This is a genomic window from Ralstonia edaphi (assembly GCF_958350185.1).
Classification (GTDB): domain Bacteria; phylum Pseudomonadota; class Gammaproteobacteria; order Burkholderiales; family Burkholderiaceae; genus Ralstonia; species Ralstonia edaphi.
In genome coordinates, this window is sequence record NZ_CATWHI010000001.1 from 848,866 (window position 1) to 869,627 (window position 20,762).

Below are 20,762 nucleotides of genomic sequence, written 5' to 3' on the forward strand. Positions count from 1 at the left end.
GCAACGCACCAACACACCAACCCACCAACGCACCATGGACCGCACCAGCAACGCCTCCGGCACGCAGCGCACGCCGCTTCAGCAACTGGCCACCGATGCGGGCCTGCTGGTCGACTGGGAAGACGCTGCCAGCCGCCCCATGCGCGTGGCCGACGACGTGCTGCGCGCCGTGCTGCACACGCTGGGCCTGCCTGCCGGCACGCCGGCCCAGGTGTCGGAAAGCCAGGCGCGCCTGCGTGCGGAAGCCGAAGCGGTGGCCATCCCCCCGCTTGTGACGGGCGTGGTCGGACAGCCGATCGTGCTGCAGACCTCGGCGCCGCAGGCCGCGTTGCTGGACGGTCAGCCCTATCGGGTCGACTTGGAAAAGGACGGCAGCGCCGAGGGCAAGATCAGCGTCAGCGCAAGCGAGCACCATGCAACGCTGCGCCTGGGGCCGGTGCACGCCGTGGGCTACCACCGCCTGACCATCGACGCCGGACCAGGCGCCGTGATCGAAGCCACGCTCGCCATCGCCCCAGCGCGTTGCTATGGCGTGGCCGACGCGCTGCGCCAGCACGATCGCCCAGCCGACACCCGCGTGTGGGGCGCCTCCGCGCAGCTCTATGGCTTGCGATGCGAGGCCGAACGCGCCGCCAGCAGCGCGGGCCTGGGCGACTACACCGCGGCGGGCACGCTGGCGCGCCACCTTGCACAGCGCGGTGCGGATGCACTGGCGCTCAGCCCCGTGCACGCCATGTTCACGGCCGACGCGCGTCGCTATTCGCCGTACTCGCCGTCGAGCCGCCTGTTCCTGAACGCATGGATGATCGACCCCGCCGCGCTCTTCGGAGACGAAGCCGTGCGGCAAGCCGTGGTCGACTGCAACCTCGTCGCCGACTATGCCCGGCTGGAAGCCGCCCAGCTCATCGACTGGCCGGCCAGCGGCAACGCCCGCATGACGGTGCTGCGTGCGCTGCACCACCGCCTGTTGCAGGCGCCGCTCGGGGACGCCGTCGCCCAGCGGCTGCTGGACGATTTCCGCGCGTACTGCATCGATGGCGGCGCCAGCCTGCGCGACCACGCGCATTTTGAAGCGCTGAATGCGCACCTTGGGCCTGCGCATTGGAAGCAGTGGCCCGCGCAATATCAGGATCCGAGCTACCTGGGCGTACAGGCCTTCGCACGCGAGCATGAGGACGCGGTGAACTTCCACCTCTTCCTGCAATGGGCGGCCGCCCGGCAGTGGGCCATCGCGCAGCGCACCGCGGAAAGCGCCGGCATGGCCATCGGCCTCATCGCCGACCTGGCTGTGGGCACCGACAGCGCGGGCAGCCACGCATGGGCCCGGCAGCGCGACTTGCTGATCGGCGTGACGGTGGGGGCACCGCCCGATGTGTTCAACGCGCAGGGCCAAGGCTGGGGGCTGACGACCTTCAGTCCGCGCGCCATGCGCACACAGGGCTTCTCGGCCTTCATCGAGATGCTGCGGGCGGTGATGGCCGTGCCCGGCGGCGTGCGCATCGACCACGTGCTGGGGCTCATGCGGCTGTGGGTCATTCCGGATGGCGCACGGCCGCTCGACGGCGTGTACCTGCGCTACCCGATGCAGGATCTGCTGCGGCTGGTGGCGCTGGAATCGTGGCGCAACCGCTGCATCGTCATTGGTGAAGACCTTGGCACCGTGCCGCCAGGGCTGCGTGAAAAGCTCGCCGACGACGGCCTGCTCGGCATGCGCATCCTCTGGTTCGAGCGTGAATACACGCGCGACGATGCGCCCTTCAAGGCCCCGCGCACGTGGGCGCCGGCGTCCGTCGCGATGACGAGCACGCACGATCTGCCCACGCTCGTCGGCTGGTGGATCGGCAACGATCTGCGCTGGCAAGCCCAGCTCGGCCTGCTGCCCGCCGGCATGAGCGAGAGCGAGGCGCACGCGCGCCGCATGGACGATCGCGCCGCGCTCGTCGCCGCCTTTGCCGAGCACAACCGGCTGGTGCTGGCCGATGGCGGGGTGCCGATGATCGGCGTGGCGCCGCTGCAGGCTGCGCTGGAGCAGGCGCGTGCCGCCAACGCGGCGCAAGCCGACGTCATCCTGCAAGCCAGCGCGCAGGACTTTGCCACGGCGGCCACGGTGTTCACGGGCGCCGCCAACACGCCGCTGGCGCTGGTGCCGCTGGAAGATTTGCTTGGCCTTGTCGAGCAGCCGAACCTGCCGAGCACGATCGACACGCACCCGAACTGGCGCCGCCGTCTGCCGGCGCCCGCCCCGACGCTGCTCGACGCGCCCACGGTCCAGGCGCGCCTGTCAGCGCTGACCAACGCGCGCATCGGCATGTCATGAGCGAACAGACCACACCCCTCACAACCCCCGCGCCCGTCACCCTCCAACGCGTGCCGCGCGCCACGGTGCGCCTGCAACTGCACCGCGACTTCACCTTCGACCATGCGCGCGCGCTGCTGGACGACTTTGCGGCGCTCGGCATTTCGCATCTGTACACGTCGCCCATCACCACGGCGCAACCGGGCTCCACGCACGGCTATGACGTTGTCGACCCCACACACGTGAACCCCGAGCTGGGCGGGGAACCGGCGCTCGAACGGCTGGTGGATGCACTGCATGCGCGCGACATGGGGCTCGTCGTCGATATCGTGCCGAACCACATGGGTGTGGGCGGCGCACACAACGCGTGGTGGCTGGACGTGCTCGAATCCGGCCCTGACAGCGCGTACGCCAACTTCTTCGATATCGAGTGGCAGCCATCCAACCCGGCGCTGCGCAACAAGGTGCTCGCGCCGTTCCTGGGTGAAAGCTACGCCGACGCGCTAGCCAGCGGCCGACTGCAACTCACCTACGACGACACGGCGGCGCGGTTGGCCATTGCGTATTACGACCACCGCTTCCCGATTGCGCTGGCCGACTACGCCACGCTGCTTCGCGCCGGCAATGCCGACACCGCCACGCATGCGGTGGCAGACCGCTTTGCCGCGCTCGGTACCCATCGCTCATTGCGCACGCGCCGCGAACGTGCCGCCGAAGCGCGCGACGCGCTGCGCAACCTCGCCACCACCGAAGCCGGCGCCGCACATATCGCCGAAGCCGTACGCACGCTCAACGCGCAGCCCGATCAGCTCGATGCGCTGATGGCGCGCCAGCACTGGCGCCTGACTCACTGGTGCACCGCCAACGACGAGATCAACTGGCGCCGCTTCTTCGACATCGGCTCGCTGGCCGGCCTGCGCATGGAGCGCGCCGAAGTCTTTGAAGCGACGCACGCGCTGCTGTTCCGGCTCTACCGTCTGGGCTGGATTGACGGTGTGCGCATCGACCACGTTGATGGCCTGGCCGACCCGGCCGCGTACTGCCGCCAACTACGCCGCCGGCTGCAGGCCGAACACGCTGCGCGCCCCGCTGACCGGCTCACGAATCACCCGTGGATCGTCGTCGAAAAGATCCTCGCCCCCGATGAAGCCATGCGAACCGACTGGGGCGTGGACGGTACCAGCGGCTACGACTTCATGAACCAGGTGGGCGCCCTGTTGCACGATGCACATGGCGAAACCGCGCTCACGCAGGGCTGGCTGGAATGGATTGGCGCACCGGTGGCTGAAGCGCCGTTCTCGGCGACGGCTGTACCCGCACGTCGCCAGGTCCTGCATGCGCACTTTGCGGCGGAACTCGATGCAGCCGCGTCGGCGTTGCATGCGGTCGCGCAGCAAGACCGCAGCAGCCACGACGTGACATGGCACGCCATCCGACGCGCGCTGGCCGAGGTGATCGTCCACTTTCCGGTGTATCGCACCTATGCGAATGCGCAGCAACGCGATGCGCAGGATTCGGCCATCGTGCAGACCGCCATGTCGGGGGCGGCAACCTGCCTGCGGCGCGTTGATCAACCGGTGCTCGGCCGGCTCGACGCCTGGCTGGGCGGGCAACCTGCCGGGCAGGACAAGCTGCGCCAGCTCGCATTGCGGCGGTGCCAGCAGTTGTCGTCGCCGGTGGCGGCCAAGGCGGTGGAAGACACGGCGTGCTACCGCTACGGGCGGCTGCTGTCGCGCAACGAGGTCGGGGCGGACCCGGGCGAGTTCTCGATGAGCGCCAACGCGTTCCATCACGCCATGCAAGCGCGTGCCAACACCTGGCCGCACGCCATGCTCACCACCGCCACGCACGACCACAAGCGCGGTGAAGACGTGCGGGCCCGGTTGGCCGTGCTGTCGGAACGGCCCGCGCAATGGCTGGCCGCCGCACATCAATGGCGTACGGAACACGCCGCATGGATTCGCCATCTGCAGACCGGCCCCGCCCCGTCGCCGGCCGCGCAGTGGATGCTGTATCAAACGCTGGTCGGGATCTGGCCGGCAGATCTCGACTGGCATGACGCCGATGCCGTGCGCGAGCTGGCCGAGCGTGTCGCGCAGTGGCAAGAAAAAGCCCAGCGCGAAGCCAAGCTGCGCACCGACTGGTTCGCGCCCGATGCGGACTACGAAGCCGCCAGCCGCGATTTCGTCTTGACGCTGCTGACGGGCGAGGCCGCACTGGCCTTCCTGCCTTCTCTCTCGGCCTTCGTGCAAAGCGTGGCACCGGCTGCGGCGGTCAACAGCCTCGCGCAGACCTTGCTGCGCACCACGCTGCCCGGCGTGCCCGACCTGTATCAGGGCGCCGATTTCTGGGACACCAGCCTGGTCGATCCCGATAACCGCCGGCCGGTCGATTACGCTGCCCGCCACCGCGCATTGCGGGCATTGCACGCGCACGCCGGCCATAGCCTCGCGTCGCTGCTCGGCCACTGGACCGACGGCCGCATCAAGCAAGCCGTGCTGGCACGTGCGCTCGCCTTGCGCGCCGCACTGCCAGCGGTGTTCGAATCGGGCGATTACCAACCGCTGGCCGTGACCGGCAGCGGCGCACAGCATGTGTTGGCGTTTGCGCGCACGCATGGCGCCGACGCGATCGTAGTCATCGTGCCGCTGCATGCCTCCGCGCTGCTGGGCCACGCCCCCACGCCAACGTTCGCGGACGGTGCATGGCGGGACACCACCGTCTGCCTGCCGCCGGCGCTCTCCCACACCCCGCTGCACAGCGCATTCGACGGCCAGACGCTGCAGAGTCCGCGGCTGGCGCTCGGCCAAGTGCTGGCGCACCTGCCGGTCGCCCTGCTGCACAGCTGATCGCCGATTTCCTCCGCTCGGGTTAACACCGACTGCACCGTCTCCTGCTGCGCCCTAGAATTCCTCTATTCATATAGATGACTAGAGCAATGCGTGATGAACACGCCGCTCACGTCACCCGGAGGAGACCGCATGTTCGGCTGGTTCAAAGAGATTTCAAAAGGGGAAAAGCGCACGTTCTGGGCCTGCTTTGGAGGCTGGGCGCTCGACGCGCTGGACGTGCAGATGTTCAGCCTCGTCATCCCGACCATCATCGCAGCGTGGCACATCGGCAAGGCCGAGGCCGGGCTGGTGTCGGGCGTCACGCTGGTGGCGTCGGCGCTGGGCGGCTGGATTGCCGGGGCGTTGACGGACCGCTTCGGCCGCGTGCGCACGCTGCAGATTACGGTGCTGTGGTTTTCGCTGGCCACATTTGCCTCGGCCTTCGCACAGAACTTCGAGCAGTTCCTGGTGCTGAAGGCCATCCAGGGCTTCGGCTTTGGCGGCGAATGGGCGGCAGGCGCCGTGCTGATGGCCGAGAGCATCCGCGCCAGCCACCGCGGCAAGGCCATGGGCACCGTGCAGAGCGCATGGGCCGTGGGCTGGGGCGCGGCGGTGCTGCTGTATGCGCTCACCTATTCCTTTATCGAGCCCGACCTCGCTTGGCGCGTGATGTTTGCTGCGGGATTGCTGCCGGCGCTGCTCATCATCTACATCCGCCGTGGCGTGAAGGAACCCGTACCGGCCGCCAAGCCGGATGCGAACGCCAATGCGATGCCGATCTCGCGCTTTCCGCTGCTCGACATCTTCCGCCCGCAGGTGCTGCGCATGACGCTGATCGGCGGCCTGCTCGGCGTGGGTGCACACGGCGGTTACTACGCGCTGATGACGTGGCTGCCGACGTACCTCAAGACGGAGCGCCATTTGTCTGTGCTCGGCACGGGCGGCTACCTGGCGGTGATCATCTTCGCCTTCTGGTGCGGCTGCGTGGCCAGCGCATGGCTGCTGGACGTGCTCGGCCGGCGCGGCAACATCCTGCTGTTTTCGTGCTGCTGTGTGGTGACGGTGCTGGTGTATCTGCTGGTGCCGCTGTCGGACGGGGCGATGCTGGTGCTGGGCTTTCCGCTAGGCTTCTTTGCGGCGGGCATTCCCGCCAGCATGGGCGCGCTGTTCAACGAGCTGTATCCGCAGGGCGTGCGCGGCACGGGCGTCGGCTTTTGCTACAACTTCGGCCGCGTGGTGTCTGCCGCGTTCCCGGTGCTGGTGGGCAAGATGAGCGCCTCGATGTCGCTGGGCACGGCCATCGGCATCGACGCGGCCATCGCGTATTCGATCGTCGCTGTGGCGGTGCTGATGCTGCCCGAGACGAAGGGCCGCGATCTCGCTGCCGTCACGGTCTGAACGCCCATCACAACATCATGACGACGCACTCGATCCGTCGCCGCCAGGAGACCCCATGCCCACTCGCCGCGCCTTCAACACCGGATTGCTTGCCATGCTAGGTTCCACCGCCCTTGCCGGCTGCGCCGCCACCGGCAACAGCGACGCCACGCGCGGCGCCCCTGCCCGCATCACCGCCATCGATACGCATGCGCATGTGTTCGAGCGCGGCTTGCCGCTCGCCAATGCGCGCCGCTATGCCCCCACGTATGACGCGCCGCTGCCGGCCTACCTGGCGCAGCTCGATGCGCATGGGGTATCGCACGGTGTGTTGATCCAGCCGAGTTTCCTGGGCGTTGACAACAGCTACCTGCTGGCCGCGCTCAAGCAGGCGCCGCAGCGCTTGCGCGGTGTGGCCGTCATCGACCCGGCCGCGCCCGAAACGCTGCTCACGCAGATGAACGCCGAGGGCATCGTCGGCATCCGCCTGAACCTGATCGGTGCGGCGGACCCGCAATTGAAATCGCCCGTGTGGCAAGCCGCGCTGGCACGCCTGCATGCGCTGGGCTGGCATGTGGAACTGCACGTCGAGGCACGCCGCCTGCCAGCGCTGCTGCAGCCGCTGCTGGAAGCGCAGGTGAACGTGGTGGTCGATCATTTCGGCCGCCCCGATCCCGCACTCGGCGTGGACGACCCCGGCTTCGCCGCATTGCTCGCCGCCGGCCGCTCGCGCCGCGTGTGGGTGAAGATTTCCGGCGCTTACCGGAACGGTGCCAACGGACGCGGCGAAGCCATCGCCCAGGCCGCCATGCCGCGCCTGAAAGACGCACTCGGCCTGGACCGCCTGGTCTGGGGCAGCGACTGGCCGCACACGCAGTTCGAATCGCAGATCAACTACGACAAGATGTGGGCCTTCGCCGGCGTGCTGCTGCCCAGCGCAGCGGACCGCAAGCAGGTGCTGGTCGACACGCCTGCGCAGCTGTTCCGCTTCGTTTGACCACGCAATAGCTGCAACGCGCTCGCGCGATACCCCGTTTCGCGAATCACGAATTTCGCCGCGCGGGCCGCGCTCCTACACTAGCCGCTCCTCGTCCCCACACGCCATAAGGAGCAGCCATGCAGCAGCATCGACTCGTCGACCAGCAATTCGGCCAGGTCGCCCAGGCCTACCTGACCAGCGCCGTGCACGCACAGGGCGCCGATCTGGACGCGCTGGCCGCGCTGGCGCAATCCGTGCCGCACGCCAAGGTGCTCGATCTGGGCTGCGGCGGCGGGCACGTGAGCTTTGCCATGGCGCCGCACGTGGCCGCCATGGTGGCGTACGACCTGTCGGAAGACATGCTGGGCGTGGTGGCCGCCGAAGCAGCGCGCCGCGGCCTCGCGCAATTGCACACGCAAGCGGGCCGCGCCGAGACCCTGCCGTTTGACGATGCCGCGTTCGACATCGTTGCCACGCGGTTTTCCGCTCACCACTGGTACGACGTGCGCAAAGGCCTGGCCGAAGCGCGCCGCGTGCTCAAACCCGGCGGCACGCTCGTGGTCGTGGATATCGTGGCGCCGGAAGTGCCGCTGCTCGACACACTGCTGCAAACCGCCGAGGTGCTGCGCGATGCGTCGCACGTGCGCGACTACCGTGTGTCCGAATGGCAAACCATGCTGGCCGAGGCGGGTTTCAAGCCCGGCACGCCGCGCACCTGGAAACTGACGATGGCCTTCGACAGCTGGATCGCCCGCATCCGCACCCCGCAGGTCCGGGCCGATGCCATCCGCGACCTGTTCGACCGCGCCGCCGACGAAGCGCGCGCGTACTTTGCCGTGGCGCCAGACCATTCGTTTGCGATCGACGCGATGCTCGTCGAGGCGACATGAGGCACGTGAGCGGCTTTGGCGCCTTGATCCCCTCTCATCCTTTTTGTCACACCCGTTAGAGGGGTACCGCGATGCGACGCCATTTCAGGGTTCCGCTTAATCCTGAATGAAAAAAATGTGATATCGGAACACGTGTACGAACGCGGGGTTGCCGGTAGCCTTCCGGGTTACCGTCGACTCCGGTCGGCATTGGCGCGCGGCCACTGCGCCGACTTCCGATTTCCATGTACGCCCTGTTCCCTGCCTTCGTCTCGTCGCTCTTCCTGTTCTACGGCGTCTACGTCGTGACCACGCGCGGCCGCACGCGCGCGAGCCTGGCGTTTCTCGGCATGACCACGCTCACGTGCCTGTGGCAAGGCATCTGGGCGTTTCTCTTCCAGACGCATGACGTAGGCACGGCCCAGGTGCTCGCCAAGCTCGGCTGGATCGCCATCCTGGTCATGCCGACCATGCTGTATCACTTTGCCGTGGAAGTGGCCGAAGCGCCGGGCGAGCGGCACTGGCTCCTCGCCGCCTATGCGCTGGACGCTGCGTTGATCGCGTTGCTGTTGACCACCAACCTTGTCATCGATGGCGTGCATCAGTTCCACTTCGGTTTCTATCCGAAGGCGGGCGTGCTGGAAGCCGTGCATATCGCGCAGACAGTCGCGCTCGTCACGCGCGGCATGTGGGTGCTCTACCGCGAGCAGCGACATGCCACCGCCGAAAAGCGCAAACGGTTGCTGACGTGCCTGTTCGGCGTCGGGCTGATTTCACTGGCGGCGGCCGACTACGCGGTCAACTACGGCATGGCGTTCTACCCGCCGGGTGTGCTGCCCCTGGCCATTGCGCTGGGCATCATTGCCGTGGGCGTGGTCAAGTTCGACCTGATGCGCCCTTACGCACTGGCCGCCACCGTTGCACACGAAGTGCGCACGCCGCTGACGACCATCCGCCTGCAGGCCGCCGAAATCGCCCGCGCGTGGCCCGACGTCTACCGCGGCTATCAGCTCGCCATCGACAACGGCCTGTGCCAGCCGCCGCAACATCCGGCCATGCTGGATCGTCTGTCCAAACTGGCGGGCGCCATCACGTCGGAAGTCGCGTCCGCACACAGCGTGATCGAAATGGCGTTGGCCTCCGTCACGCTGGAGCGCCTCGACCGGCGCACCTTTGCGGCCCACTCACTGCGCGAATGCGTGGAGACGGCCGTGGCGCAGTATCCGTTTCAGGCCGGCGAGCGCGAACGCGTGCACGTTGAGGCCTTCAACGCCGACTGGCGCTTTGTGGGCTCCGACACGCTGCTCGTCTATGTGCTGTTCAACCTGCTGAAGAACGCGCTGCATGCCATCCAGATCGCGCGCAAGGGGCACATTGAAATCTCCGCCCGCCAGGATGGCGACAGCTACGTGCTCGTCGTGCGCGACAGCGCCACCGGCATTCCGCCCAGCGTGCAGCGCCGCATGTTCGACCCGTTCTTCTCCACCAAGCATGTCGGCAAGGGCTCGGGCGTGGGGCTGACGTTCTGCCGCCGCGTCATGCAGGCATTCGGCGGGCGCATCCAGTGCGAATCCGTGGTTGGGGAATACACGCTGTTCTCCATGCGGTTTCCCCAACCTCCTGCTATCTGACGTTCACACCTTCAGAGCGTCAGGACACCTGCGCCAGCTCCGGCAGCGTGTCCAGCTCGTACGCCTTCACGCGCGTGCGCACGTGTTCCGGCAAGCGCTGAATCACGCGCTCGGCGTTGGCGCACACCACCTGCTGATACCCCAGCGACACCAGCCGCCCGCCTGAAACAAACCGGAACACCATGTAGAACGAGCACGGCTGCACCCGGAAGGTGTTCAGGTGGCATTCCACGCGCTGAAACGGAAATGTCTCTTCAACGAATTCCTGATGCGCCAGCTTGGTCACGAAGATCACGCGCCCGCTCATGAGCAGGTCAGCGTCAATGCATTCGTGGAACCAGCGCTCGCGCACCACGCCCTGCCACTCGAAATACCGGGCGAAATACGTGTTCGCGTAGGCGTTGGAATCCTTCAGATAGACATCGAAGGCGTGCTGGAACGTCTGCTGCGCAGAAATGGCTTCGGGCAGCTCGGCATTGCGCAGATAGTGGTCGACGACTGTGGCAATGGATTGGCCTGTCGGCATCGCATACTCCAAGAATGGAATTGGCTGCTGGCGGCAGCCGCGCATGCGCGGTGGTCCGCGCATGTGTCCATTCTTCCGAGGCACCTGCCGTTGCGTAACAAGGCAATGCCGTAGCCCTACGAACGGGCGGCCTACTCCCCGCTCGCAACACTCCGCAGCCCTGGCGGACTCTGGTGAAAGCGGAATGTATTGCGCCCGCTGCGCTTGGCATCGTAGAGCGCCGCGTCCGCCCATTCGAACAGCACGTCCAGGGGTTCGTCGGCGGGCGTAAGCGTGACGGCGCCGGCTGACAGCGTGACGTACGGCGCCGCGATGGAGGCAGCGTGCGGCTCGGCCCGTTCGGCCACCATCGCCACGGCACGGGCCACGGCCTGGCGTGCGTCGTCGCGGCTCAGGTCGAACAGCATGGCGACGAATTCTTCGCCGCCCACGCGCGCGATGAAATCGTCAGGGTGACGGCACGCCATACCCAGCGTGTCGGCCACCATGCGCAGGCATTCGTCGCCTTGCAGGTGGCCGTAGGTGTCGTTGTATTGCTTGAAGCAATCGATGTCGAACAGCGCCAGCGTGACGGGGCGATTCTCCCGGCGGGCATGGTCGAACAGGCGGGGGGCCTGTGTCTCAAAAAAACGGCGGTTGAACAGCTGCGTAAGCGCGTCGCGATTGACATCGTTCTCGAGCACGCTGAGCTTGGCCTGCGTACGCTGCAGCTCGCCGCGCAGTGCATCCTGGGCGCTGGCCATGCCCGCACGCTGCATCTGCTCGACCGTCACGTCGCGCAGCAACAGGAACACGCCCGCGTGGCGTCCGCGCGCGTCGCTCAGGCCTTCGAGCGTGACTTCCAGCGTGCGGCCCGTTTCGGGCAGCCAGACTTGGTGGCGGTTGGGCAGACGCGTCCGCTCGAATTCGCGCAGGATGCCCGCCACGTTCAGCACGGCGGGCGGCATTGCATGCATCTGGGCGCTGGGCAGCAGATCGCGCGCGGCGGCGTTGATGCTGGCAATGGAACCATCGCGGGCCAGCACGATGCAGCCGTCACGCATGGCATCGGCGATCTTGCCCCGGGCATAGGAGGCGGTATCGCGCAGGCGGGGCCGCAACACGATCCAGCCGAGCAATGCGGTGCTGACCGCAAACGTGGCGGGGGTGAGGTCGCCGCCGATCGCCGTCGTCCAGTGCTGCAGATAGGCCAGATGCGCGACCAGCGGCAGCAGTTGCCCGATGACCAGCGCCAGGCGCACCTGCGTGCGCGACGACATGTACAGTCCGCTTGCGGCTTCGCCGGGAGGCAGCACCAGCAGCACAAGGCTGATGGCCAGCAGCACGTAGTTGTAGGCGGTGCCAACCCAGAAGACCTGCCCGTGATCGAACACGGCGCGCCGTACGCCGTCAATGACGACGAAGCGCGCATCGAGCCATACCAGGTGGTGCAGTTCGTTCGTGGCGACCAGCCCGATGAACACCGCAGCCACAACCAGCGTCAGCACCCAGCCCGCGCGCACCAGCGGCAGTGCATTGAATTCGGGCCGTATAAGGCCGACGACCATACGCAGCCATGCGGCCGGCACCATCATGATGCCGAGATAGGCAACCTTGGCCCAGCCCACACGCACGGGCATGTCGAAAGTCACGACTTCCATGAGACGCGCGCCGCTCCACAGCGCGGTGCCGATCGCCAACAGCATGAAAGCGGAGACTTCCGTGTCGTCACGGCGCGGCCATGACAGGCCGATCAGCGCGATCGAGACGAGCGCAGCGCACGCCAGTGCCGCGATCAGCATGATCGGCACGCCCCGCGCGCATGGCGATGCCGGCGGATGACGACGCCAGCCGTTTGGTCCACGTGTATTCCCCGTCCGTTCGTTGTTCTTGCAGTGTATCGGGCACTGTTGTCGGGTGAATGATTGCGTGGTGCGCACCCGATCACCTCCCCCTTCATCGGCAGGAAATGTAAAAACTGAAGGCCCGGGCGGCTTTGCGGCGCATGGCGGCGCCGGTTGCGACCGGGACGCGTATATCGATCTGCCAAGGAATTCGTTTGCGCGGCGCAGCAATCACCCTACGCTTGAACCCCTAAAAATCATCAGGGGGTTGTCATGCAAGCAAGCGTTTCGGGCGCATTCTCGTTGCCGGGTCTGGCGCAGGCGCTGGCAAAATCGTCGCGCCAGGCGGTGGGGGTGGTCATCGGGGCGGCGCTCGCGGTGGCGGTGCTGCACGCACCGCAAGCCCACGCCGACAAGCTCGACGACATCAAGAAGGCGGGTGTGCTGCGGGTGGGCGTGTTCGACGCCAATCCGCCGTTCGGTTACGCCGATGCCAAGACCGGTCAGCCTGTTGGCTTGGATGTGGATTACGCGCAGGAAATCGCCAACAAGCTGGGCGTCAAGCTGGAACTGCGCGCCACCAACCCGGCCAACCGCGTGCCGCTGCTTACGTCCGGCAAGGTCGACATCGTGGCCGCCAACTTCACCATTACCGACGAGCGCAAGAAGCAGATCGAATTCAGCACGCCGTACTTTGCCAGCGGCCTGCAGTTCATCGCCAAGAAGGGTGTGCTGAAGCAGCCGGACGATTTGAAGAAAGACGGCATCCGCCTGGGCGTCGACAAGGGCACCACGCAGGAAACCACGCTGCGCGACGGCTATCCCAACGCGCGCGTGATCGCCTATGACGATTCCCCGCTCGCGCTCACCGCACTGCGCACCGGTGCCATCCAGGCTTTTGCGCAGGACGGTGCCAAGCTGGGCGCGCTGCTGGCCACGCTGCCCAATCGCAGCGAGCTGGAGATCTCGCCTTTCGTGCTGACGCGCGAGTACATGGGCATCGGTGTGCCGAAGGGTGAAACCAAGCTGACGGCCACCATCGACCAGATCCTGCAGGGTCTCGAGAAGGACGGCACCGCCGGCCGCATCTATGACCGCTGGTTCGGTCCGAAGAGCGCCGCCCCGCTGCCCCGCGACTTCATCATCGGCAGCACCAAGTGAGCTTGAGCCTGCCGGCACTCCTCCAGCCCCTGCCGCCGCGTTATCTCGGCTGGATGCTGGAGGGCTTCGGGATGACGCTGCTGGTGTCGGCGGCTGCCATCGCGGGCGGGCTGGCCATTGCCCTGCTCCTGACGGCGCTGCGCGCGAGTGCTCAGCCGTGGCTGCACTTGCCGGCCCGCGCGCTGGTGGCCTTCCTGCGCAAGACGCCGTTATTGGTGCAACTGTTCTTCTGGTATTTCGGCGCGGCGCAATTGCTGGGCGAAGACGTGGTCGGTGCCATCACCGGCTGGGGCGGCATCGCCGTGGGTGCCTGGCGGTTGCCTGCGCCGTCGTTCGAATTTGTGGCGGCGGCGTTCGGCATCGCGCTGTACGCCGGCGCGTTCTTCTCGGAAGAGCTGCGCGCCGGCATCCGGGCCGTACCGCGCGGGCAGCGCGAGGCCGCGCTGTCGCTGGGCTTCACGCCGCGTGCCGCCTTCCTGCGTGTGGTGCTGCCGCAGGCGCTGCGCGTGTCGGCGCTGCCGCTGCTGGGGCAATGTGCCAACACCATCAAGAACACCTCGCTCGCCATGGGCATCGGGCTGGCTGAGCTTGCGTATAGCGCGCGACAGGTGGAAACCGACACGCTGCTCGCCTTCCAGGCCTTTGCCGTGGCAACCGTGCTGTATGCCGGGGCGATCCTGTTGCTGCAATGGGCCGCGCCCCGGGTGCTGCGGCGGCTCGGCTGGGCATCGACGTCGACGCTGCCGAACGGAGCGCCCTCGTGACGACGGAAGCCGTGCTCCTGCACCTGCGTTACCTGCTGATCGGTCCGTATCCGAATGGCCCGCTGGCGGGCGCGGCGCTCACCTTGTGGATGGCGCTGTGGTCGTGCGTGGTCGCCACGGCAGTGGGTGTCGGTGCGGCACTGTTGCTCGACCGGCTCGACGCCATGCCAGCGCTGCGCCGTCTGGCGCGTCTGCTGCGCCGGCTGCTGGCCACGCTGCGCGCCATCCCGGTACTGATGCTGATGTTCTGGGCGTACTTTCTGGTCCCGATGGCGCTGGGCGTGGCGGTGCCGGAAACCGCCACGGTCGTCGCCGCGCTTGCCGCCGTGGGCGCTGCCTACATCACCCAAAGCATGGAGGCCGGCTTGCGCGCCGTCGGTGCCGGGCAGCGCAACGCGGCGCTGGCGCTGGGCATGTCGCCCACACAGGCGTTGCTGACCGTGGTGCTGCCGCAGGCGTGGCGCATCATGCTGCCGTCGCTCGCCAATCAATGGGTGTCGACGGTCAAGGACACATCGCTGGCCTACATCGTGGGCGTGGTGGAATTGTCCACTGCCGCCAGCCAGGTCAACAGCCGCACCGTGGCCTACCCGGCCGAGGTATTCGGCGCGGTGGCCGTGCTGTATTTCCTGCTGTGCACCGGCATCGAGGCCTTGCCCAATGGGCTGCGCGCGGGCCCCCGCACGCCGCTCGCGCAACCGGCCCACATGTCGACCTGGCAACGCTTTTTGCGCTGGCGTGAACGCCCTGTTTCAGATGCCGTGACTTAGGTCACACCACTATCTTGGCTTCACAAAACGTCGGTATCATCGAACACATGACCGATACCCGCGCCACAGCCCATCTCTATCCCGCGCACGACCTGGCGATCTGCACCGACGCCAACACCGCCGTCGAGCGCATCACGGCCATCTACGAGCGCTCCGCGCAGGCAATCCGCGACCGCTTCCACGCCTTTGCGCGTGGAGAGGACTGCAGCGAAGACCTCTCCGCCTGCTACCCGTACCTCGGCATTACCGTCGACCCTAAAACGCTGGTGAGCGATGCGCGGCCGGCATGGGGCACGGTGGCGTATCCGGGCGTGTACGGCACGACGCTCACGCGGCCGGACTTGTTCCGTGATTACTACCGCGTGCAGATCGAGCGCCTGCTGCACTATCACAACAGCCCCGTCGTGGTGGGCGTAAGCAACCGGCCGATTCCGCTGCCGTTCGTGGTCGAAGCGTCCACCGTGGACATCACGCCGGAACAGGCGCGCGCGCTGGGCGGCGCGTTCACGCTGCCCGACCTTGCGCAGATCGACGATTCCATCGCCAACGGCACATACCGCCCGATTGGCGACGAACCGCAACCGCTGTCGATGTTCACGGCCGAGCGGGTCGACCTGGCCCTGCAGCGCCTGTACCACTACACCGCCACGCACCCGAAGCACTTCCAGCGCTTCGTGCTGTTCACCAACTATCAGCGCTATGTCGACGAGTTTGCCGCCCTCGGCCGCAAGCTGATGGAGGACGGCAACGACGAGGGCTACATCCGCTTTGTCGAGCCCGGCGACACCGAACACGAACTCGGCACGCCGGCACCCGATGATTCGCACCGCATCAAGGGCCTCCCGCAGATGCCCGCCTACCACCTGGTGCGCGAAGACCGCCTGGGCGTGACGCTGGTGAACATCGGCGTGGGCCCGTCCAACGCCAAGACCATCACCGACCATCTGGCTGTGCTGCGTCCGCACTGCTGGATGATGATCGGCCACTGCGGCGGCCTGCGCCGCTCACAGCAGCTGGGCGACTACGTGCTCGCCCACGCCTATGTGCGCGACGACCACGTGCTCGACCAGGACCTGCCCCCTTGGGTGCCCGTGCCGCCCATCGCCGAGATCCAGGTGGCGCTGCAGGAGGCTGTGGCGCGCATCACGGGGCTCTCGGGCGCCGACATGAAATCGCGCATGCGCACCGGCACGGTGGTCTCCACCGACGACCGCAACTGGGAGCTGAAGTACCAGGCGCTGTACAGCCGCTTCAACCAGTCGCGCGCGATTGCGATCGACATGGAAAGCGCGACCATTGCCGCCAACGGCTTCCGCCTGCGCGTGCCCTACGGCACCCTGCTGTGCGTGTCGGACAAGCCGCTGCACGGCGAACTGAAGCTGCGCGGCATGGCCAACCTGTTCTACCGCCAGCGTGTCAGCCAGCACTTGGACATCGGCATGGAGGCCGTGCGCCTGTTGCGCGAAAGCGGCGTCGAGGCGCTGCACTCGCGCAAACTGCGCAGCTTTGACGAACCCGCGTTCCGATAGCGCGGGTGAGCGCCGATTACGCCGGTTAGCGCGGGGGCTGCTCCGGCAGCCCCTCGCGCAGGAAGTCGAGAAACACCCGCACCACCTCGGGCAAGGTGCGGCCCGCCAGGGTCTGCAGTTCCACCGTCCGCCCACGCATGCCGCGCTCGCGGATCTCCGCGGCATGCAGTTCACCGCGCCGCACGCGCTCGCGCACGGTGATTTCCCCGGCAATGCCCAAGCCGCCGCCTTGCAGCACGAAACTCAACAGCCCGTCGAAGCGGTTGCTGACCAGCACCGGCTCGAACACGAGCCCGCGTTGACTGCAGCCCATGTCGAACAACTGGCGCACCGTGTTGTCCGGCCCGGAAAGCGCGATCGGAAATGGATGCATCTGCGCCAGCGTCACGCTGCTGAACTTCGCCAGCGGGTGGTCGGGCCGCATGATGGCAAACACCGAGCCACGCTGCTGATACGCCACGCGAATGCCGTGCACGGCGGCGCGGCTGTAGGTCAGGCCGATGTCCACATCGCCACGCAGGACAGCCTCGGTCACGCGCATGGGCTCTTCGGCGCGCAGGTCGAACTGAATGCCCGGATGGCGCTCGCGAAACGCCACGATGGCGCGCGGCACAAACTCGATCGCAAAGCCATCGGAACACGCAATGCGCACGCGGCCGCGCTGCAGCCCTTGCAGGCGTTGGATATCCGAGACCACGCGCTCTGCCTCCAGCGCCCCGCGCAAGGCATGCGCGGCAAGCAGTTCGCCGGCGGCGCTGGGCCGCATACCGCGCGGCTGACGCTCGAACAGCGGCACGCCCAACAGCTCTTCAAGCATTGCCACTTGGCGGCTGATGGCCGAGGCGCTGACATGCAGTCGCGCGGCCGCCTCCGTCAACGAGCCAGTCCGCACGACCTCCAGAAAATAGCGGAGGGACGTCTCCTGCAGGCGATGAGATGACATAGGCGACGTAGGCGCAAGGCCCTTCTGCTTTGCATGAAACGCAAAGATATCCCAAGAAAATTCTAATGGTCAAAAAGGTATGGGTTGCGCAGACTCATGCGGAACTGTTCGACCAGCGGAGTGTCCTGATGCCCCTTCAGCAAGCAGCACGTCCATCTGCCGTCCCCCGCGTTTGCCGTCGCCTCCTGGCGTTGGTGCCGGCCCTCATGCTCGGAGCTTCCGGCCTCGCTTGCGCCGCCGAACTCTTTGCTGCAGACGCCGAACGCCATGCGCAGGGCACCTACCGCGAATACTTCGAGCTGCTCTCCCTGCCCAACGACGCCATCGTGCCGGAAGACGTCCGCAAGAATGCCGACTGGCTGGAGCAGGCGTTCCGCAAGCGCGGCTTCACAACAAAACAGTTGGCGAACAACGGCAAACCGATGCTCTACGCCGAGCTGCCGAACCCGGATGGCGCGCGCAAGACGGTGCTGTTCTACATGCACCTCGACGGCCAGCCGGTGATTCCCGCGCAGTGGGCGCAGAAGAGCCCTTGGACGCCCGTGCTGAAGCACAAGACCGCACAAGGCAACTGGGAAGAGATCGACTCCGCGCAGCTCTTCAGCGGCCCGCTGGATCCGGAATGGCGTGTATTCGGCCGTTCGTCCGCCGACGACAAGGGCCCGATCATGATGATGCTGGCCGCCATCGACGCACTGAAGGCCAGCGGCGGCCAGCCCGCCGTCAACGTCAAGATCATTCTCGACAGCGAAGAAGAGAAAGGCTCGCCGTCGATCAGCAAGGTCATGCAGGCAAACCGCGAGCTGCTGCGCTGCGACGCCATCGTCATCCACGACGGCCCGATGCATGCGAGCAACCTGCCGACGCTGGTCTTTGGCAATCGCGGCGCGGCCGAAGCCCGGCTCACCGTCTACGGCGCCAAGGTGCCGCTGCACAGCGGGCACTACGGCAACTACGCCCGCAATCCAGCCCAGCAGTTGGCGAACCTGCTGGCATCGATGAAGAACGACGCGGGCCGGGTGACGGTGCCGGGCTATTACGACCACGTGAAGATCAGCCAGGCCGACCGCAAGATCATGGCCGCCGTGCCCGACGACCAGGCAGCGCTCAACAAGCGCCTCGGCATTGCCCATGCAGACAAGGTCGGCGCCAATTATCAGGAGGCGATGCAGTACCCGTCATTGAACGTGCGCGGCATGGCGTCTGCGGCGGTGGGCGACAAGGTGGCGAACATCGTGCCCGACAAGGCCCTCGCCGAACTGGACCTGCGCACCACGCCGGACTCCAGCGCGGCCTACCTCGGCAAACTCATCGAGCAGCATATCGAGCGCCAGGGCTACCACCTCGTCAAGAACGCCCCGACCGACGAAGAGCGCAGCCGCTACGACAAGCTGGCCACGTTCACGTATCAGAGCGAAGGCGCGGATGCCGCGGGTTCACCCATCGACTCGGCAGTGGGCACATGGGCCTACAAGTCGCTGACCGACACCTTTGGCGCGAATCCGGCGCCGGTCCGCATCCGCATGATGGGCGGGACGGTGCCGACCGCAGAAATCGTTGGCGTGCTGCAGGTGCCGTTCGCGATCATTCCTCTGGTCAATGCCGATAACAACCAGCATGCCGCCAACGAGAACCTGCGGATGGGCAACTACGTGAGCGGCGTGCGAACGATCTACGGCCTGCTAACGCACCCGCTCTGACGGGCGGGCGCTTTAAGCCCTTTAACCCCTTTAAGCCGCGCGGAACAATCCATGCAGCCCGAGCGGCGCCACGCCGTTCAGGCTTGCCATGGCGACGGGCCCCGCTGAAACATTTTGCGCATCGAACGCCGTCAGCCTGGTGCTGCCGGCATCCACATCGAACACCGTGCCGATCAGCCAGCCCTCGCCTTCACGGGCGCTGGCCGATGCCGGCACGAACACGTGTTCTTCCACCAGCGTGCGGTGCCCGAAGCGGTACTGCTGGACCCGCCCCGAATCCGTATCGACGCGCATGACGGTGTCAAAGCCGTGCACGGCCTGCGGATTGCCATTCGACGACGGCGCCGTGTGAGCCACCACGAACAGCGCGCGATGACGCTGTGCGGTGCGCCGGGAGTCGATCTTCGGAAATTCGGCAACGTGGTCGGTGCTGAACTGCTCGGCGCGGCCCGTTCGCAGATTCAGTTGCACTTGCGTGAGACGCGCGCCGGGCGATGGGCGAATCTGCCCGCGCATCAATTCACGCAGGGACGTGGTGACGACCGAGGCATCGTCCGAGCGGATGTAATCGAGGTGAATCTCCTGCCCATCTGCCGACGACCACGCATTGCCCAGGTGGAAGACGAAGCCCGCCGGCAACTGCAGCCAGCGCATGCGCGTGACGTCGTCCTTGTCCAGTACCAGCACGCGCATGCCCAGCTCCGGCCGCCACACATGTGAATCGAGAAACGACATGCCGGCGTGCGAGCGTTCAAGGTCGTACACGAACGGCGGCAGCAGAAACACCAGGTGGCGCTGCGTCACGGCAAAGTCGTGCACCATCGCCACGTCTGGCACCTTGATGGACTCCACGCGCTTGAGCGCACCGTCCGCGCCTATGCAATAGACGGTGAGCAGACCGGCCGCGCTGCTCACGCCAAAATTCCACAGCGTGCCGTCAGGTTCGACCCTGGGATGGGCGGAAAACGGCATGCCCCTGTAGTCGTCGCGCCAGGTCTGCACGCCTAGCGTACGCAGTGAATCCGGATCGACACGCGTCGCCGAGCCGCCTTCCCACAGCGCGAGCATCTCGTCGCCGTGCATTACCAGGCTGGTGTTGGCAACGTTGATGCTGTCGGGCGAGGCCACCGGCTCCATCTCGGGGTTGGCGGTGCCGAACGTCGCCCGCAACGGCCGGCCGGCGGTGGTGTCGGCGATGAACTTGTCGGTACGCACGAACACGCCGCGATGTGTCACGCCCTGCTCGCTGATGTCGTAGCGCTGGATCATGCCGTCGCCATCAAACAGATGGTGATAACGCACACCGCCGATCTCGTGCCGCGCTGGGCCGTTTCGATAAAAGGCGCCGCGCAACGCAGGCGGGAAGACGCCCTCCACCTTCAGCGCGCGGGTCGGCATGTCGGCGTTGACGCCCTGGTAGCCCGCCAGCCACGGGTATTGCGCGCGTGCCACTGCAAACCCGGCGGCCCAAGCGTCCGGGGTGGCGGCCATTACGTCGGTCAGAGTCAAGCCAAAGGGTGCGGCGCCCAAGGCCGCAATGAAGGATCGGCGTTGCATGACGGG

The 20,762-nt window shown here is 66.8% G+C and carries 15 protein-coding genes; 11 read left to right on the forward strand and 4 right to left on the reverse strand.

The annotated features are described in order from the left end of the window. The first annotated feature begins 34 nt into the window (after positions 1-34). From malQ to R2669_RS03745, 6 genes are all read left to right on the forward strand, one after another. Positions 35-2,317: a 4-alpha-glucanotransferase gene (gene malQ / locus R2669_RS03720; RefSeq protein ID WP_316898630.1), complete on the forward strand. Its 2,283-nt coding sequence runs from the start codon at positions 35-37 to the stop codon at positions 2,315-2,317. Beyond that, entirely contained in the window at positions 2,314-5,145 is a 2,832-nt protein-coding gene (gene treY, locus R2669_RS03725) for a malto-oligosyltrehalose synthase (protein WP_316898632.1), read from the forward strand. The genes malQ and treY overlap by 4 nt, the downstream gene beginning before the upstream one ends. A 132-nt stretch (positions 5,146-5,277) precedes the next feature. Next, complete coding sequence (locus R2669_RS03730) at positions 5,278-6,525, forward strand: MFS transporter (RefSeq protein ID WP_206273151.1); 1,248 nt, start codon at positions 5,278-5,280, stop codon at positions 6,523-6,525. Between the two features lie 55 nt (positions 6,526-6,580). Continuing rightward, positions 6,581-7,501 (forward strand): amidohydrolase family protein, encoded by a 921-nt coding sequence (locus R2669_RS03735; RefSeq protein ID WP_316898634.1) that lies wholly within the window; start codon positions 6,581-6,583, stop codon positions 7,499-7,501. A gap of 119 nt (positions 7,502-7,620) precedes the next feature. Beyond that, positions 7,621-8,373, forward strand: coding sequence for a class I SAM-dependent methyltransferase (locus tag R2669_RS03740; RefSeq protein ID WP_316898635.1), 753 nt, complete (start codon positions 7,621-7,623; stop codon positions 8,371-8,373). Between the two features lie 224 nt (positions 8,374-8,597). Then, on the forward strand, positions 8,598-9,983 hold the full coding sequence (locus R2669_RS03745; protein ID WP_316898637.1) for a sensor histidine kinase: 1,386 nt from the start codon (positions 8,598-8,600) through the stop codon (positions 9,981-9,983). 19 nt (positions 9,984-10,002) lie between these two features. On the opposite strand, the gene R2669_RS03750 is transcribed toward R2669_RS03745, so the two are convergent. Both R2669_RS03750 and R2669_RS03755 read right to left on the reverse strand, forming a co-directional pair. After that, on the reverse strand, positions 10,003-10,509 hold the full coding sequence (locus R2669_RS03750; RefSeq protein ID WP_316898639.1) for an acyl-CoA thioesterase: 507 nt from the start codon (positions 10,507-10,509) through the stop codon (positions 10,003-10,005). A gap of 131 nt (positions 10,510-10,640) precedes the next feature. Then, entirely contained in the window at positions 10,641-12,290 is a 1,650-nt protein-coding gene (locus tag R2669_RS03755) for a diguanylate cyclase domain-containing protein (protein WP_316898641.1), read from the reverse strand. 315 nt (positions 12,291-12,605) lie between these two features. On the opposite strand from R2669_RS03755, the gene R2669_RS03760 reads away from it, so the two are divergent. From R2669_RS03760 to R2669_RS03775, 4 genes are read left to right on the forward strand one after another with little or no spacing between them, the layout of a single operon-like run. Then, a complete protein-coding gene (locus tag R2669_RS03760) occupies positions 12,606-13,493 on the forward strand; it encodes an ABC transporter substrate-binding protein (protein ID WP_147216047.1) in 888 nt (295 codons plus the stop codon). A 53-nt stretch (positions 13,494-13,546) separates the two neighbouring features. Then, the gene (locus tag R2669_RS03765) at positions 13,547-14,257 is read left to right on the forward strand and encodes an amino acid ABC transporter permease (protein ID WP_316899070.1); all 711 of its coding nucleotides are present in this window, start codon (positions 13,547-13,549) and stop codon (positions 14,255-14,257) included. Continuing rightward, complete coding sequence (locus tag R2669_RS03770; protein WP_316891530.1) at positions 14,254-15,027, forward strand: amino acid ABC transporter permease; 774 nt, start codon at positions 14,254-14,256, stop codon at positions 15,025-15,027. The genes R2669_RS03765 and R2669_RS03770 overlap by 4 nt, the downstream gene beginning before the upstream one ends. Before the next feature lie 47 nt (positions 15,028-15,074). Further along, positions 15,075-16,556 (forward strand): AMP nucleosidase, encoded by a 1,482-nt coding sequence (locus tag R2669_RS03775; protein ID WP_092975103.1) that lies wholly within the window; start codon positions 15,075-15,077, stop codon positions 16,554-16,556. A 25-nt stretch (positions 16,557-16,581) separates the two neighbouring features. Here R2669_RS03775 and R2669_RS03780 read toward each other — a convergent pair whose 3' ends face one another. Next, positions 16,582-17,499 carry a LysR family transcriptional regulator gene (locus R2669_RS03780; protein WP_316891531.1) on the reverse strand — a complete coding sequence of 306 codons (918 nt, stop codon included), beginning with the start codon at positions 17,497-17,499 and terminating at the stop codon, positions 16,582-16,584. 206 nt (positions 17,500-17,705) lie between these two features. Here R2669_RS03780 and R2669_RS03785 point away from each other — a divergent pair, with 206 nt between their 5' ends. Continuing rightward, positions 17,706-19,199: a M20/M25/M40 family metallo-hydrolase gene (locus tag R2669_RS03785; RefSeq protein WP_430708760.1), complete on the forward strand. Its 1,494-nt coding sequence runs from the start codon at positions 17,706-17,708 to the stop codon at positions 19,197-19,199. A 30-nt stretch (positions 19,200-19,229) separates the two neighbouring features. On the opposite strand, the gene R2669_RS03790 is transcribed toward R2669_RS03785, so the two are convergent. Continuing rightward, complete coding sequence (locus R2669_RS03790) at positions 19,230-20,756, reverse strand: carotenoid oxygenase family protein (RefSeq protein ID WP_316898645.1); 1,527 nt, start codon at positions 20,754-20,756, stop codon at positions 19,230-19,232. Between the last annotated feature and the right edge of the window lie 6 nt (positions 20,757-20,762).